Raw genomic sequence first — 15798 nt, forward strand, 5'->3', positions numbered from 1 at the left:
GCCCCCCACGCCGACGCGCTCCGCGCTACCCGCTGCGTCCGAAGACCCAGGGGTCCTGCCCCGCACCCCTTCGGACACAAGGCGCCAACACGACGCCCTCCACGCCGGCCGCTAACGCGCTGCCCGCTACCCGCTGCGTCCGAAGACCCAGGGGTCCTGCCCCGCACCCCTTCGGACACAAGGCGCCAACACGACGCCCCCCACGCCGGCCGCTAACGCGCTCCGCCCCACCCGCTGCGTCCGAAGACCCAGGGGTCCTGCCCCGCACCCCTTCGGACACAAGGCGCCAACACGACGCCCTCCACGCCGACGCGCTCCGCGCTACCCGTTGCGTCCGAAGACCCGCGGGTCCTGCCCCGCACCCCTTCGGACGCAAGGCGTCAACGCAAGGTGTCAGCGCGGAGCGTGGAGCACGAGCGCGGAGCGCGGCTGCGCTGGTTCGGACGGCGTGTGAGGGGTACCGCACGTCGGAGCCGTTCAGAGGAGGCAGGCATGGCCACGACCACCCGCACGGATGAGGACGTCGTCGCGCTGCTGGTCAGGCAACACGGTGAGATCCGGTCGCTGTTCATCACCCTCGAGGTCGCGACCGGCAAACTGCGGGAGGACACATTCCGCGATCTCGTCCGGCTGCTCGCCATCCACGAGACCGCCGAGGAGGAAATCGTCCACCCGGCCGTGCGGAAGGCATCCGGTGGTCAGGAGGTCGTCGAGGCGCGGCTCGCCGAGGAGCACTCGGCCAAGGAGATCCTCGCCGAGCTCGACGAGCTCGGCCCGGATGCCGAGGCCTTCGACGCGAAGCTGGCCCAGTTGCGCGAAGCAGTGGAGGCGCACGCCGAGCACGAGGAGCAGGAGGAGTTCCCTCGGCTGCGCGCGGAGTACGACGAGAAGAAGCTGCGCACCATGGCCAAGGCGGCCCGGGCGGCTGAGGCCATCGCCCCGACGCACCCGCACCCGGGCGTCGAGACCGCCGCGGAGAACCTGCTGCTCGGACCACCCGCGGCGATCATGGACCGCGCCCGGGACCTGATCCGCGAGGTCCTCCGGCGGTGACCTCGGGTTCGGCCAGCTGATGAGGCGATTGGTTCTGTGCGGCCGGGGTACCGCGCGCCCGACAGACGATCACCTGACCGGGGTGCGGCCAGCATTGGAGGAATGACATGAACGCCAAGGACGACGAGGACGTCATCGAGCTGTTGCTTCGGCAGCACCTCGAGATCCGCGGGCTCTTCACCGACCTGGAGACCGCGACGGGCGACGAACGGCGAGACACCTTCCGAAACCTGGTGCGACTGCTGGCCGTCCACGAGACCGCCGAAGAGGAGATCGTGCACCCAGCGGCCCGCAGCGGGGAGAACGGAAACGCTATCGTCGACGCCCGCCTGTCGGAGGAGCACGACGCAAAGGAGATGCTCTCGGAGCTGGACGACCTAGGCCCTGACGGCGAAGGCTTCGACACCCTGCTGAGGAAACTGCGCGACGCCGTACTGGCCCATGCCAGGCACGAGGAAGGCGAGGAGTTCCCACGGCTGCGGGCGATGTACGACCCCGAGCAGTTGCACACGATGGCGAAGGCCGCGCGAGTCGCCGAGGCGACAGCACCCACCCGGCCTCACCCGGGCGTCGAAACCGCTGCCGAGAACCTGCTGGCAGGACCGCCCGCCGCGATCATGGACCGCGCCCGCGACCTCATCCGCTCAGCCCTCAACAAATGAGCTCCTGGCTGTGATTGACGCGCACAGGCGCAGGTGGCCGTTCAGCTGTAGGTGACGTCGAGGACGCCGATGACCTTGTCCAGGCGGGCCGCTACCCGGCCGGCGTCGAAGCCCGCACCTTCGACGACCACTCGCAGCGTGCACGTCTCGAGGCACAACTTCAGCTCGCGCACGTCGTACGGGTTCAGCAGGACGGCGATCCGTGCGAGCATCCCGCGCGTCTCGACCACCTCCGCGGTGAACACAGTGAGGACCCGCTCGGCCGGTTCGGGTGCGAGATACGCGGGCGCGGCGTCCGCAGTACTGGCTGCAGCCGTACTGCGTGCGGCAGCTGGGCTTGGGGCGAGGAGCGTCATCGGGCCACCTCCTTGTGGCGGAGGAGGCCGTAGGTGACGCCGTCGACCAGCGCCTCCCAGGATGCCTCCACGATGTTGTGCCCGACGCCGACCGTGACCCAGGAACCTTCCCCGTCGGCCGTCTCGATCAGGACTCTGATCACCGCATCGGTGCCGTGCCCCTGGTCCAGGATCCGCACCTTGTAGTCGACCAGGTCGAACTTGTTCACCACCGGGTAGGCACGCTCGATCGCGGCCCGCAGTGCGTGGTCCAGGGCGTTGACCGGGCCGTTGCCCTCACCGGTGACGACCTCGCGCTCACCACCGGCGACCAGCTTCACCGTGGACTCCGAGACGGCCTCACCGTCTGCGCGCGACTCGGTGATCACCCGCCACGACTCGACGTCGAAGAAGCTGGCCCGGGCGCCGGTGACCTCCTCGGTCAGCAGCAGCTCAAACGACGCGTCCGCGGCCTCGAAGGTGTAGCCGCGGGACTCCATCTCCTTGACCCGGTCGGTCACCCGGCTGACCAGTTCGCGGTCGCTGCCCAGGTCGAAGCCGAGCTCGCGGCCCTTCAGTTCGACGCTCGCCCGGCCGGCCATCTCCGAGACGAGCATGCGCATGTCGTTGCCGACCAGGGCCGGATCCGTGTGCTGGTAGAGGTCGGGATCCACCTTGATGGCGCTGGCGTGCAGCCCCGCCTTGTGGGCGAAGGCAGACACTCCGACGTACGGCTGCCGGGTCGACGGCGGCACGTTCGTCACTTCGGCGATCGCGTGCGCGATCCGGAACGACTCGGCCAGGCGGCCGGCCGGGAGAAGGGTCATCTCGCGCTTGAGCTCGAGGTTCGCCACGACCGCGAGGAGATCCGCGTTGCCGGTGCGCTCGCCGTACCCGTTGATCGTGCCCTGCACGTGCGTGCAGCCGGCCTCGACGGCGGCGATCGAATTGGCGACCGCACAACCGGCATCGTTGTGGCAGTGGATGCCGAGCCGCGCACCCGTGTTCTCCAGCACGTCGCGGACGATGTCCTGCAGTTCGCGCGGGAGCGTGCCGCCGTTGGTGTCGCACAAGGCGACTACGTCCGCCCCGGCTTCAGCCGCTACTCGTACTACCTCCAACGCATACGCACGGTTGGCGCGGTAGCCGTCGAAGAAGTGCTCGGTGTCGAGGAAGACCCGCTGACCGTTCTCCCGAAGATGCTGAACCGTGTCGGCGACCATCCTCAGGTTCTCGTCGAGATTCGTGCGGAGCGCGCGCTCGACGTGTGCGTCATGGCTCTTGGCAACCAAGGTGACGACGTCGGCGCCGGAGTCCCGCAACGCGGCGACCTGCGGGTCGTCGGCCGCCTTGCCGCCGGGCTTGCGGGTCGCCCCGAAGGCCGCGAAGGTCGCGTTCCGCAGGTGCAGCTCGGTCCGGGCCCGCGCGAAGAACTCGGTGTCCTTGGGCACCGCGCCCGGCCAGCCGCCCTCGATGAATCCGACGCCCAAGTCGTCCAGGTGCTGCGCGATGGCGATCTTGTCGGCCACGGACAGCGCCAGACCCTCCTGCTGCGCGCCGTCGCGCAGAGTCGTGTCGTAGACATGGAAATCGTCGGCTGTGCTCACGATCGTTGCCTTCCGTGGTGGCTGACTGGCGGTGCGCCGGGGTCGTCTGGGGCAAACAAAAAACCTCCCGCAAGGTGCGAGAGGTCTGCGCGCTCAGGTACTGCTTGCTGAGCGCGCCTAGCTAATGATGACCCGGTAGATCTTCATGACAGCTCACACTCTGCCACACGAGGTCCAAACCGCGGCGAATTGTCTCGAAACGCGAACATCCAGTACTGCGACCAGTACTGCGGCGTGCGGCAGAGTCCAGGTTGTTGCCGGCTCAGGCGGTAAGGGACCAGCCCGGGTCGTCCCACGCGGCGTAGAAGTCGTCCCGGCTGAGCGGGCGGAGCTGCCACTCGTCGCGGTCCAGCGCCTGGTCGGTGAGCATCCCCTCGTCGTCCTCCAGGCGCTGCCACCAGTACCGGGTGATCGTGCCGTCCTCGGCGGCGCCGAGCTGCCGGACCACTACCCACTCGCGCTCGTGCCAGACCGCCTCGTATAGCCAGTCCGTGTTGTCCTCATCCGCCCGCGCCCCGAACGTGCGCGGCGCAGTACCGCGGTCGAGGTCGCGGATCAGCTCGACCGTCGAGCGGATCGCGCGCACAGTCTCGGTCGGCCAGTCGCGACCGCGCGCAAGCTCCGCGTAGTAGGCCTCGGCGTCGTCCGGGAAGCTGCTCATGCCCTCGCCCTCGGGTCGGAAACGTGGCCCCGACCCTACCCAACGCGACTGACACTGCGCGAACGATTGCCCACAGCCCGCACCTGAGAAGTTCCTATGAATAGCGCTGTCCACAGCCTCGGTTGACCCCCGGCACCGCAGGCCGGTAGCGTGCCCCACCCCTTGCGACGCCCTACCCGGAACGGATGCTCGGCCGGGTCAACGCCACCCTGCGATTCCTGATGATGAGCCTGTTCCCGCTCGGCGCTCTGCTGGGTGGGCACTCGGCTCCGCGGCACCCGCGACGTCGAGGACCTGCCGCCCTGGACGAGTTGAGACGAGCTGGGACGAGCTGAGATGGCAGGGTCCGGTCAGGCGGGGTCATGGTCATTGCTGTCGGCAAATACTCGTGGCTGCACCGTTCCAGAAGGAGGTCTCCGATGAAGGCCCGCACGCTACTCACCGCCGTACTGGTGCTTGTACCGTCAGCGATCATGCTCGGCCCGGCATCCGGCGCCGTACCGGCCGGCACGTCTGAGGGCACGCCGGCCGGCGTACTGGAGCTGACGAACTGGAAGCTCACCCTGCCGACCGGATCCGAAGGCAAACCGGCCGAGGTCAAGCAGCCTGAGCTCGCCGACTACGCCGAGGACCCGTACTTCGTTATCGAAGGCAAGGGAGTACGGTTCCGCGCGCCGGTCGACGGCGTCACCACGAGCGGCTCCAGCTACCCGCGATCGGAGCTTCGCGAGATGACGGACAACGGGCAGGAGAAGGCCGACTGGTCCTCGACCTCGGGCACGCACACGCTGATCGTCGACGAGGCTGTGACCAGGTTGCCTGCCGAGAAACCGCATCTGGTGACGGCGCAGATCCACGATGCCGACGACGACGTGTCGGTGTTCCGGCTGGAGGGCACGAAGCTCTACCTGACCGACGGCGACGCCCCGCACCACAAGCTGATCACCAGCACCTACGCGCTCGGCACCCGGTTCCAGGCGAAGTTCGTGGTCGGCGACGGCAAGATCGAGGCGTACTACAACGGCGTCCTGGTGAGCACGATCTCCAAGGACTTCTCCGGCGGGTACTTCAAGGCTGGCGCCTACACCCAGGCCAACTGCGACAACTCGTCCCCCTGCAGCGCGACCAACTACGGCGAAGCGGTCATCTACTCGCTCACCGTCCAGCACACCTGACCCCCTAACGCGCTTGCGTCCGAAGAACCGTGGGGCAGGACCCCGGGTTCTTCGGACGCAAGCAATGGGTTGGGCGGGGAGTCAGCAGATCTTGGTCATCCAGCCGTGGGGGTCGGACGCCCGGCCGTACTGGACGTCGAGCAGGGCGGTGCGGACCGCGCTGGTGACGGGGCCGGACTCGCCGTCGGCGACCTGGACCTCGCCACCGTTCCACTTCAGCGAGGCGACCGGGGTGATCACGGCCGCCGTGCCGCAGGCGAACACCTCGCGGATCTTGCCCGAGGCGGCACCATCGCGCCACTCGTCGATGGAGATCTTCCGCTCGGTGACGTGGTACCCGAGGTCGGTGACGAGCTTGAGGATCGAGTCGCGGGTGACGCCCTCGAGGATCGTGCCGGACAACTCAGGGGTGACCACCGAGTTGTCGTCGAGCACGAAGTACAGGTTCATCCCGCCGAGCTCTTCGACCCATTTCTTCTCGACCGCATCGAGGAAGGCGACCTGGTCGCAGCCCTGCTCGATGGCCTCGGCCTGGGCGATCAGCGACGAGGCGTAGTTGCCGCCCGTCTTGGCCGCGCCGGTGCCACCGGGGGCCGCCCGCGTGTACTCCTCGCTCAGCCAGATCCGGACCGGCTTGACGCCCTTGGCGAAGTACGAGCCGGCCGGGGACGCGATCACGCAGTACGTCACCTGGGCCGACGGGCGGACGCCGAGGAACGGGTCCGAGCCGAACATGAACGGCCGCAGGTAGAGGGAGGTCTCACCGCCGGCGGGGACCCAGGCCTTGTCGAGCTCGACCAGCTTGCGCAGGGAGTCCAGGAACGCGGCCTCAGGCAGCTCCGGCAGCGCGAGCCGCTTCGCGGACCGGGCGAACCGGGCCGCGTTGGCCTCGGGCCGGAACATGTGGATCGAGTCGTCGGGGTGCCGGTAGGCCTTCATCCCCTCGAAGATGGTCTGGGCGTAGTGGAACACCGCGGTGGCCGGAGACAGCTCCAGCGGACCGAAGGCGGTGATCCTCGCGTCGTGCCAGCCGTTCTCGCGAGTCCAGGTGGCGATCGCCATGTGGTCGGAGAAGTACTGCCCGAATCCCGGGTTCGCCAGGATCTGGGCGCGCTGGTCGTCGCTGGCCGGTTGGGTGTTTGGCTCAACGGTGAACTGCAGATCGGCGCTCATAGCCGCACCGTACCTCTTGCCGAAGTGGTCAGGCGAGCGTGCCGCGGCGTCGCAACGCCGCGCGAACAGGCGTCGTACATCGGATCACCCGGCCGCGCGCTTGGCGATCGCGTCACCGATCTCGGCCGTGGTCCGCGGCGCTGAGGTGCGCTCCTCGATGTCGGCCGTCACGGCGGCCTCGATCGCGGCGGCGGCCTCGGTCAGGCCGAGGTGGTCGCACAGCAGAGCGGTGGACAGGATCGCCGCCGTCGGGTCCGCCTTCTGCTGACCGGCGATGTCCGGGGCGGAGCCGTGCACCGGCTCGAACATGCTCGGCGAGGTCTGGTCCGGGTTGATGTTGCCGCTCGCGGCCAGCCCGATCCCCCCGCTGATCGCGGCGGCCAGGTCGGTGATGATGTCACCGAACAGGTTGTCGGTGACGATCACGTCGAACCGGGCGGGGTCGGTGACCAGGAAGATCGTCGCCGCGTCCACGTGCAGGTAGTCGACCGCGATCTCCGGGAACTCGGTCGCGACAGCGTCGACGGTCCGCTTCCACAGGTGACCCGCGTACACGAGCACGTTGTTCTTGTGCACGAGCGTCACCTTCTTGCGGGGCCGCGCCTGCGCCCGGGCGAACGCGTCGCGGACGACCCGCTCGACGCCGTAGGCGGTGTTGACGGAGACCTCGGTCGCGATCTCGGCCGGTGTCCCGACGCGCAGGGCGCCACCGTTGCCGACGTACGGGCCCTCGGTGCCCTCGCGGACGACGACGAAGTCGACCTCGCCCGGGTTCGCCAGCGGCGACCCGACCGACGGGTACACCTTCGACGGGCGGAGGTTCACGTAGTGGTCCAGCGCGAAGCGGAGCTTCAGCAGCAGGCCGCGCTCGAGCACGCCGGACGGCACCGTCGGGTCGCCGACCGCACCGAGCAGGATCGCGTCGTGCTTGCGGATCTCCTCGAGCTCGGCGTCCGGCAGGGTCTCGCCCGTCGCGTGCCAGCGCTTCGCGCCGAGGTCGTACTCCGTGCGCTCGAAGGTGACTCCGTAGTTCGCGCTGACCGCGTCGAGGACCTTGAGGGCCTCCGCCGTGACCTCTGGTCCGATCCCGTCGCCCCCGACGACAGCCAGCTTGAACGAGTTCTGGGTGCTCACTTCTTGGGTTCTCCCCCGTTGTCGCGGCGGTTCATGGCCTCTTGGACTGGTTGGGTCTCGGCCTGGCGTGGTGCGGGGCGCCGACGGCGGGCTGCCTTGCGCTCGCGTCCGTCGACGACCTTCCAGTTGGCCGGATACATGTCATACATGCTGCTCTCCCGTTGGTCTCGCTGTTTGTCCAAACGGCCGACGGTGGCGCTACCGGGCGGGAGGTACGCCGGAACCCGCGCCGGGGGGTCGGCCTTAGCGAACCCCGGCGCGGCAGCAAATAAGGCGTACCGCGAACTGCATGATGGGTCCGAAGATACTCTGGCGTGCGACTAATTCGCCACAATGCGGGCACGTTGTCCCGGGATATGAGATGCCGGTGACAACGCTGGCCCGATGCTGTGCAACTCTCAACCGGTGAGCGCTCCTCCAGAACTTCCGCCGCTGGTTTCAGCGGCCCTGAGCCTGTCCGGCCGACGCGGATTCGTCAGCGCGACCCGGAACGAGACGGGCCGTCTACTGGCCACTCTCGCGGCCTCGCGGAGCGGCATCCTCGGCGAGCTCGGCACGGGCTGCGGAGTTGGTTCCGCCTGGCTGCGCAGTGGCGCTGCCGAGGGCACGAAGATCGTCACCGCCGAGAGCGATCCGCAACTCGCGAAGGCGGTCGCCGAACTGTTCGCCAACGACGAGCGGATCGAGGTGCTGGAGGCGGACTGGACCGCGCTGATCGAACGCGGACCGTTCTCGCTGCTGTTCGTGGACGCCCGCGAGGCGAAGCTCTCGGCGCGGGACGTGGTCGCGGAGGCGGTCGAGCCCGGCGGGTTCGTCGTACTGGACGACTTCACCCCGTCGATGGTTTGGCCGCCGATGTACGAGGGACGCGTCGACCGGTTGCGGCAGGAGTGGCTCCAGGACGAACGCTTCACCACCGTCGAGGTGATGGTCGCCCCCGACGCCGCAGTACTGCTCGCCACCAAGCGCTGACCCGTACTGCGTTCCGCTGGCTGAGGCCGGCGTCCGATCGGGCAAGTTCCGCCGGCTGAGGCCGGCCTGCGGATCGGGCAAAAGGTGGGCCCAGGTCCTCCCGGCGGGAGGAACCTGGGCCCTGGCCGGCCGCCATGCGCCTGCGGGCGGCAGGCCGGTCCTTGTCTTCCAGTTTGACCTGTACCCCGGGTCAACCGCTCCCCCGGGGTGTTGTTGCGTCCGAACGACCGTGGGGCGGGACCCCCGGTACTTCGGACGCAACACCGTGGGCCGGGACCCCCGGTACTTCGGACGCAACAGCTAGGTGGGTCAGGCCTCGAGGTCGACCGCGCGGGCGGTGTCGGCCTGGACGGCGGTGGCGATGTCGTCGAGGACCGCGGGGGGGATGCTGGAGTCGACGCTCAGCGCGACGAGCGCCTTGCCGCCCTTGCGGTCACGGCTGACCTGCATGCCGGCGATGTTGATGTCGGACTCACCAAGGATCCGGCCGACCGCGCCGACGATGCCCGGCCGGTCCTCGTAGCTGAGGAACGCCAGGTGTGCGGCCAGCTCGACCTCCAGGTCGAACCCGTCGATCTCGACCAGCCGCTCGGACTGCTTCACGCCGACCAGGGTGCCGGACACGGAGACCTGCTCGCCGTCCGCGAGGGTGCCCCGCAGGGTGATCAGGTTGCGGTGCTCCGGGCTGTCGTGGTCGGTGACGAGCCGCACCTCGAGGCCACGCTCGGCCGCGAGCAGCGGGGCGTTCACGTAGGACACGTTGTCCTCGACGACGTCCGCGAACACACCCTTCAGCGCGGCCAGCTCCAGCACCTTCACGTCGTACTGGGTGATCTCGCCGCGGACCTCGACGTCGAGCTGCTGGGCCACGCCGCCGGCGAGGGCGGTGAAGATGCGGCCGAGCTTCTCGGTCAGGGCGATCCCCGGCCGGACGTCCTCGGCGATCACGCCGCCCTGGACGTTGACCGCGTCCGGGACGAGCTCACCGGACAGCGCGAGCCGGACGGACTTGGCCACGGCGATGCCGGCCTTCTCCTGCGCCTCGTCGGTGGAGGCGCCCAGGTGCGGGGTGGCGACGACGTTCTCGAACTCGAACAGCGGGGAGTCGGTGCACGGCTCGGTGGCGAACACGTCGAGCCCGGCGCCGGCGACCCGGCCTTCCTTGAGCGCGGAGTACAGGGCCTGCTCGTCGACGATGCCGCCGCGGGCGGCGTTGACGATGATGACCTCGGGCTTGACCTTGTGCAGCTGCTCGTCGCCGATCAGGCCGATCGTCTCGGGCGTCTTGGGCAGGTGCACGGAGATGAAGTCGCTGGCGCTCAGCAGCTCGTCGAGGGAGGCGAGCCGGACGCCCATCTGCGCGGCGCGGCCGGCCTGGACGTACGGGTCGTAGGCGATCACGTTCATGCCGAAAGCGGCCAGCCGCTGCGCGACCAGGACGCCGATCTTGCCGAGGCCGACGATGCCGACGGTCTTCTCGAAGAGCTCGACGCCGGTGTACTTGCTGCGCTTCCACTCGCCGTTCTTCAGCGACTGGTCGGCGGCCGGGACGCGGCGCGCGGCGGCCAGCAGCAGGGCCACGGCGAGCTCGGCGGCGCTGACGATGTTGGACGTCGGCGCGTTGACGACCATCACGCCGGCCTGGGTGGCGGCCTTCACATCGACGTTGTCGAGGCCGACACCGGCGCGGGCGACGACCTTCAGCCGCTTGGCGGCGGCGAGCGCCTCGGCGTCCACCTTGGTGGCGCTGCGGATCAGGATGGCGTCGACGTCGGCGATGGCCGGGATCAGCTCGGCACGGTCGGCGCCGTTGGTGTGCCGGATCTCGAAGTCGGGGCCGAGCGCCTCGACGGTGGCCGGGGAGAGTTCTTCGGCGATCAGGACGACAGGTCGGGCTGCGACAGTCATGGAGACATCTCCTGCAGAAGCGGTTGGGGGCTCGAAGAGTCAGAGCACCGCGCTGTGCCCGCTGGTCCCTGATGCTACCAGCCGCCCGGCCCACCCCCTCGGCCCCGTGTCACGCCTCAGGCAGCAGCCTGGGTCGGTCAGCAGCGTGGGGTCAGTCGGTGTCGCAGCTCTGGTCGGTGGCCATGCTGGCCGCCTGGTCGATCCGCAGCCTGTCCTGCTCCCGCACCAACCGGTATCTCAGGTCCAGCCGGCTGCAGGTCTGCCCGTTGGCCCCGGTGCTCTTCGGCGAGAACAGCACCGTGAAGGTCATCCGGGCGGTCGCCCCGTTGCCCGCCCCTGCCGCCACGTCGGTGATGGTGGCGTCGAACGCGTACGACGTGCCGTGTGTGTTCGCGAAGTCCTTTTCGGTGCCGTTCGCCGCCAACTGCGCGGAGTAGGTCGCCTGCATGGCGAGGTAGTCGTGCCGGTTCAGCGCGTCGAGATAGTCCCCGAGCACCTGCTGGACCTCGCCTGCCAACGGGGTGTTGGCCACACTGAGGTCCGGTTTCACCGGCGCCTGCGGTCCCCGCGCCAGGCAGGTCCCCAGTGGTTCCGGGGTGATCGGCAGCGCGGCCGGACCGGCGTACTGGCGGAGCTCGTCGAGGCCGATCACCTTGCTCGAGGCAACGGTTTCCCCCGCCACCAGACCGATCGCCTGGCCGCTCTTGTCGAACATGGGAGCGCCGAGTGAGCCCGGGTCGAGGATGTCGCGCAACGCTCGCGGCTGCAGCGCAGTACCGGCTTGCTCGACTGATTGGTCACCGGCCTGGTTGTAGCCGATGATCGCGCGGTCCGCCTTGGCGTCGGGCAGCTTCAGCGCGAGCTTCGCGGTCGGGTTGTCCAACCGGCTCAGCAGCTGGAGGACGGCGATCCCGTCGGCGTTGACGCCAAGCACGTTGGCCCGGCGCACTCGCCCGTCGGCGGTGAGGATGCCGATGGAGACGGGTTGCCGGATCGCCGAGGCAGTGGTGATGACCCGGCCGTTGGCCAGCAGCAGGCCGCTTGCCTGACCGGTCCCGTTGCACGTGGTCGCGAGCACCCGTACGACGGTGGGTCCGCTCGCCTGCAGGACCTTGTCGGTGTCGAGGCTCAGGCTGTACGCACGGACGAGCCAGCCCGCACCCGCACCGATCACCAGCACGAACACGATCAACGGAAGCAGGAAGCGGAACCGTGGCGGCTTCGGCGGCTTCGTGGTCTGGGCGGCGTTCGGCCGCGGCTGGATCGTGGTGCGCGCGGTCGGGGCTACCGTGGGCGACGCTCCGGCCGGGATACGGCGGGGTGGCTTCGGCAGCTCGCGCCGGCCGTCGTCCATCCCCTACCTCCCCGATCCGTTTGTGCCCCGATTCTGTCAGAGAACAGCGCGATGCCCAGGTCACCGCTCGGCGACCTGGGCATCGGTACTGCGGACTCAGCGGGCGGAGCTGCCCTCGACGTAGTCGTCGTCGTGCGACTTGACCCACGCCATCAGACCGCGGAGCTCCTTGCCGACGGCCTCGATCGGGTGCGCCTCGCTCTGCTTGCGGAACTCGGCGAACTCCGGCGCGCCGGCGTCCTGGTCCGCGATGAAGCGGGCCGCGAAGGTGCCGTCGGTGATGTCGCCGAGAACCTCCTTCATCCGGGCCTTCACCGACGCGTCGATGATCCGCGGGCCGGACACGTAGTCGCCGTACTCGGCGGTGTCGGACACGGACCAGCGCTGCTTGGCGATGCCGCCTTCGTAGATCAGGTCGACGATCAGCTTCAGCTCGTGCAGGCACTCGAAGTACGCGACCTCCGGCTGGTAGCCGGCCTCGGTGAGCACCTCGAAGCCGGACTGGATCAAAGCGGAGACACCACCGCAGAGGACGGCCTGCTCGCCGAACAGGTCGGTCTCGGTCTCCTCGGTGAAGGTGGTCTTGATACCGCCGGCGCGGAGGCCGCCGATGCCCTTGGCGTAGGACAGCGCGAGGTCCCAGGCCTTGCCGGTCGCGTCCTGCTCGACCGCGACGAGCACCGGGACGCCGCGACCCTCGCTGAACTCACGGCGGACCAGGTGACCCGGTCCCTTCGGGGCGACCATGAAGACGTCGACACCGGCCGGCGGCTTGATGTAGCCGAAGCGGATGTTGAAGCCGTGGCCGAACACCAGCGCGTCGCCGTCGACCAGGTTCGGCTCGATGGCCTCCTTGTAGAGGCTGCGCTGGGCCGGGTCCGGCGCCAGCACGACGATCACGTCGGCCTCCTCGCAGGCCTCGTACGGGGTCAGCACCCGCAGGCCCTGGGCCTCGGCCTTGGCGCGGCTCTTCGAGCCCTCCGGCAGGCCGACGCGGACGTCGACGCCGGAGTCGCGCAGGGACAGCGCGTGGGCGTGGCCCTGGCTGCCGAAGCCGAGCACGGCCACGTTGCGGCCCTGGATCACCGACAGGTCGGCGTTGTCGTCGTAGAACATTTCTGCTGCCACTTGGAGCTCGTCTCCTTGAATTCTGTTGGGAGGGTCGACTGACGGTCTGTACGTCGCTGCCGGCCGCGAGTGGTTCGCCTGGTACTGGCCTGGTGGTCGCCTCAGCCCTGGCGGGCGGGGGCGGCGGGGCGGTGACCCGGCGGCGGCGCCGGCACCGGGTGTGATGGTGGGTTGTCGGCGGAGCGGGTCGGGTTCGCGGGGCGGGCCTGCAGAGCGGGAGCACCGGTCGCCACGTGCGGCGGCGGCACCGGGACCGGGCGCAGCGTGCGGTCGGAGATGGAGCGGCTGCCCCGGCCGATCGCGACCATGCCGGACTGGACCAGCTCGCGGACGCCGAAGGGTTCCAGCACCCGGAGCATGGCCTCGAGCTTCTCGGGATTGCCGGTTGCCTCGATGGTGATCGCGTCCGGAGCCACGTCGACCACTTTCGCACGGAACAGCTGGACGGTCTCCAGCACCTGTCCACGAGTGAGGGTGTCCGCCTTCACCTTGACCAGCAGCAATTCGCGCTGGACGGTCGCGCTGGGCTCGAGCTCGACGATCTTGATCACGTTCACCAGCTTGTTGAGCTGCTTGGTGATCTGCTCCAAAGGCTGCTCGTCCACGCTGACCGCGATGGTCATCCGGGACACCTCGGGGTGCTCGGTCGGGCCGACCGCGAGGGAATCGATGTTGAACCCGCGCCGGGAGATCAGAGCGGCCACCCGGGCAAGCACGCCGTGCTTGTTCTCGACGAGGATCGACAGGGTGTGCTTGCTCATCGACGTCCTCGCTTCGCTGCGGGCACCGATGAGGCGCCAGTCGGACTGTGGTGGATTGTTGCCTCGCGCTGCTCGGTCATCAAAGCTCCTGTGAGTCCCAGTTAGGCGCCATGTCGCGGGCGATCTGGATGTCGTCGTTGCTGGTGCCGGCGGCAACCATCGGCCACACCATCGCGTCGCGGTGCACGACGAAGTCGACCACCACCGGCATGTCGTTGACCGCCATCGCCTTCTCGATCGTGGCGTCCACGGACTCCCGGTCCGAGCATCGCAGCCCGACGCCGCCCATCGCCTCGGCCAGTTTGGCGAAGTCGGGAATCCGCGCGGAGTGCAGGTCGGTGTTGGAGTAGCGCTTGTCGTAGAACAGCGTCTGCCACTGCCGGACCATGCCCAGCGACTGGTTGTTGATCACCGCGACCTTGATCGGGATGCCCTCCAGCGCGCAGGTGACGAGCTCCTGGTTCGTCATCTGGAAGCAGCCGTCACCGTCGATCGCCCACACGGTCTTGTCCGGCCGGGCCACCTTCGCACCCATCGCGGCCGGCACGGAGTACCCCATCGTGCCGAGGCCGCCGGAGTTCAGCCAGTGCAGCGGCTTCTCGAACGGCAGGTAGTGCGCGGCCCACATCTGGTGCTGGCCGACGCCGCTGGTGTAGATCGCGTCCGGCCCGGCGAGCTGACCGATCCGCTGGATCACGTACTGCGGGGAGAGGCTGCCGTCCTCCGGCTCGTCGTACCCGAGCGGGTACTTCGCCCGGACGGACTCCAGCAGGCCCCGCCAGGCGGAGTAGTCCGGGGTCCGGCCGTTGCTTGCGATCTCGGTCTTCAGCGCGGCGATCAGGTCGCCGATGACCTCCTTGCAGTCACCCACGATCGGCACGTCGGCGGCTCGGTTCTTGCCGATCTCGGCCGGGTCGATGTCCGCGTGGATCACCTTCGCCTCGGGCGCGAAGGACTCCAGCTTGCCGGTCACCCGGTCGTCGAACCGCGCACCGAGACAGATCAGCAGATCAGACCTTTGGAGTGCGCCGACGGCCGAGACCGTGCCGTGCATGCCGGGCATCCCGAAGTGCAGGTCGTGCGTGTCGGGCAGGGCGCCGCGGGCCATCAGGGTGGTGACCACCGGGATGCCGAGCAGCTCGGCGAGCTCCTTGAGCTCGGCGCTCGCCTTGGCGCGGATCACGCCGCCCCCGACGTACAGGACCGGCTTCTCGGCGGCGGCGATCAGGCGGGCCGCCTCGCGCACCTGCTTGGGGTGCGGGCGGGTCACCGGGCGGTATCCGGGCAGCGAGAGCTCGGTCGGCCAGACGAAGTCGACCTTCGCCTGCATCGCGTCCTTGGTGACGTCGACGAGCACGGGGCCGGGGCGGCCGGTGCTGGCGATGTGGAAGGCCTCCGCGATCGTGCTGGCGATGTCATTCGGGTTGTTCACCAGGAAGTTGTGCTTGGTGATCGGCATCGTGATACCGCGGATGTCCGCCTCCTGGAAGGCGTCCGTGCCGATTGCGGCGCTGGCGACCTGCCCGGTGATCGCCACCAGCGGCACCGAGTCCATGTACGCGTCGGCGATCGGGGTCACCAGGTTGGTCGCGCCCGGCCCGGAGGTCGCCATACAGACGCCGGTCTTGCCGGTCGCCGAGGCGTAGCCCTGGGCCGCGTGGCCGGCGCCCTGCTCGTGACGTACCAGGATGTGGCGGATCTGGGTCGAGTCGAGCATCGGGTCGTATGCCGGGAGGATCGCGCCGCCCGGGATGCCGAAGACGGTGTCGACGCCGGCATGTTCCAGTGCGCGGATCAGAGCTTGTGCCCCGGTCATCTGCTCACTCATGAGTGCCTTCCCTAGGTCTGTCACGGTGGATCTGTTGTGCATTTGTT

15 protein-coding genes are annotated in these 15798 nt (G+C 69.0%); 4 read left to right on the top strand and 11 right to left on the bottom strand.

What is annotated here, in order from left to right; translation table 11 throughout:
- The first annotated feature begins 492 nt into the window (after positions 1-492).
- A complete protein-coding gene (locus ABD210_RS03040; protein WP_344108401.1) occupies positions 493-1053 on the top strand; it encodes a hemerythrin domain-containing protein in 561 nt (186 codons plus the stop codon).
- A 107-nt stretch (positions 1054-1160) separates the two neighbouring features.
- Positions 1161-1715, top strand: coding sequence for a hemerythrin domain-containing protein (locus tag ABD210_RS03045; RefSeq protein ID WP_344108404.1), 555 nt, complete (start codon positions 1161-1163; stop codon positions 1713-1715).
- A 41-nt stretch (positions 1716-1756) separates the two neighbouring features.
- Here ABD210_RS03045 and ABD210_RS03050 read toward each other — a convergent pair whose 3' ends face one another.
- The 3 genes from ABD210_RS03050 to ABD210_RS03060 form a co-directional block, all read right to left on the bottom strand.
- Positions 1757-2071 carry a hypothetical protein gene (locus ABD210_RS03050; RefSeq protein ID WP_344108406.1) on the bottom strand — a complete coding sequence of 105 codons (315 nt, stop codon included), beginning with the start codon at positions 2069-2071 and terminating at the stop codon, positions 1757-1759.
- Positions 2068-3657, bottom strand: coding sequence for a citramalate synthase (gene cimA, locus ABD210_RS03055; protein ID WP_344108409.1), 1590 nt, complete (start codon positions 3655-3657; stop codon positions 2068-2070). Before cimA ends, ABD210_RS03050 begins: the two co-directional genes overlap by 4 nt.
- 262 nt (positions 3658-3919) lie before the next feature.
- A complete protein-coding gene (locus tag ABD210_RS03060) occupies positions 3920-4318 on the bottom strand; it encodes a hypothetical protein (RefSeq protein WP_344108411.1) in 399 nt (132 codons plus the stop codon).
- Between the two features lie 419 nt (positions 4319-4737).
- Here ABD210_RS03060 and ABD210_RS03065 point away from each other — a divergent pair, with 419 nt between their 5' ends.
- Positions 4738-5493, top strand: a complete 756-nt coding sequence (locus ABD210_RS03065) for a polysaccharide lyase family 7 protein (protein ID WP_344108413.1) — start codon at positions 4738-4740, stop codon at positions 5491-5493.
- A gap of 81 nt (positions 5494-5574) precedes the next feature.
- Here the strand turns inward: ABD210_RS03065 and ABD210_RS03070 are convergent, their stop codons facing one another.
- The 3 genes from ABD210_RS03070 to ABD210_RS03080 all read right to left on the bottom strand — a co-directional run bounded on the left by ABD210_RS03070 (position 5575) and on the right by ABD210_RS03080 (position 7949).
- The gene (locus tag ABD210_RS03070) at positions 5575-6666 is read right to left on the bottom strand and encodes a branched-chain amino acid aminotransferase (RefSeq protein ID WP_344108415.1); all 1092 of its coding nucleotides are present in this window, start codon (positions 6664-6666) and stop codon (positions 5575-5577) included.
- A gap of 84 nt (positions 6667-6750) precedes the next feature.
- Positions 6751-7800, bottom strand: a complete 1050-nt coding sequence (locus ABD210_RS03075; RefSeq protein ID WP_344108417.1) for a 3-isopropylmalate dehydrogenase — start codon at positions 7798-7800, stop codon at positions 6751-6753.
- On the bottom strand, positions 7797-7949 hold the full coding sequence (locus tag ABD210_RS03080; RefSeq protein ID WP_020392829.1) for a hypothetical protein: 153 nt from the start codon (positions 7947-7949) through the stop codon (positions 7797-7799). Before ABD210_RS03080 ends, ABD210_RS03075 begins: the two co-directional genes overlap by 4 nt.
- A gap of 256 nt (positions 7950-8205) precedes the next feature.
- Between ABD210_RS03080 and ABD210_RS03085 the strand changes: the two genes are divergently transcribed.
- The gene (locus tag ABD210_RS03085; protein WP_344108419.1) at positions 8206-8772 is read left to right on the top strand and encodes an O-methyltransferase; all 567 of its coding nucleotides are present in this window, start codon (positions 8206-8208) and stop codon (positions 8770-8772) included.
- Between the two features lie 309 nt (positions 8773-9081).
- Here ABD210_RS03085 and serA read toward each other — a convergent pair whose 3' ends face one another.
- The 5 genes from serA to ABD210_RS03110 form a co-directional block, all read right to left on the bottom strand.
- The gene (gene serA / locus ABD210_RS03090; protein WP_344108421.1) at positions 9082-10680 is read right to left on the bottom strand and encodes a phosphoglycerate dehydrogenase; all 1599 of its coding nucleotides are present in this window, start codon (positions 10678-10680) and stop codon (positions 9082-9084) included.
- Positions 10681-10831: 151 nt separating this feature from the next.
- Positions 10832-12034, bottom strand: coding sequence for a S1 family peptidase (locus ABD210_RS03095; protein WP_344108423.1), 1203 nt, complete (start codon positions 12032-12034; stop codon positions 10832-10834).
- Between the two features lie 96 nt (positions 12035-12130).
- Positions 12131-13150: a ketol-acid reductoisomerase gene (ilvC, locus tag ABD210_RS03100; RefSeq protein WP_344108955.1), complete on the bottom strand. Its 1020-nt coding sequence runs from the start codon at positions 13148-13150 to the stop codon at positions 12131-12133.
- Between the two features lie 113 nt (positions 13151-13263).
- Positions 13264-13923 carry an acetolactate synthase small subunit gene (gene ilvN, locus ABD210_RS03105; protein ID WP_425552613.1) on the bottom strand — a complete coding sequence of 220 codons (660 nt, stop codon included), beginning with the start codon at positions 13921-13923 and terminating at the stop codon, positions 13264-13266.
- Between the two features lie 79 nt (positions 13924-14002).
- A complete protein-coding gene (locus ABD210_RS03110) occupies positions 14003-15751 on the bottom strand; it encodes an acetolactate synthase large subunit (RefSeq protein ID WP_425552614.1) in 1749 nt (582 codons plus the stop codon).
- Between the last annotated feature and the right edge of the window lie 47 nt (positions 15752-15798).

The organism is Kribbella alba, assembly GCF_039529635.1.
GTDB lineage: Bacteria > Actinomycetota > Actinomycetes > Propionibacteriales > Kribbellaceae > Kribbella > Kribbella alba.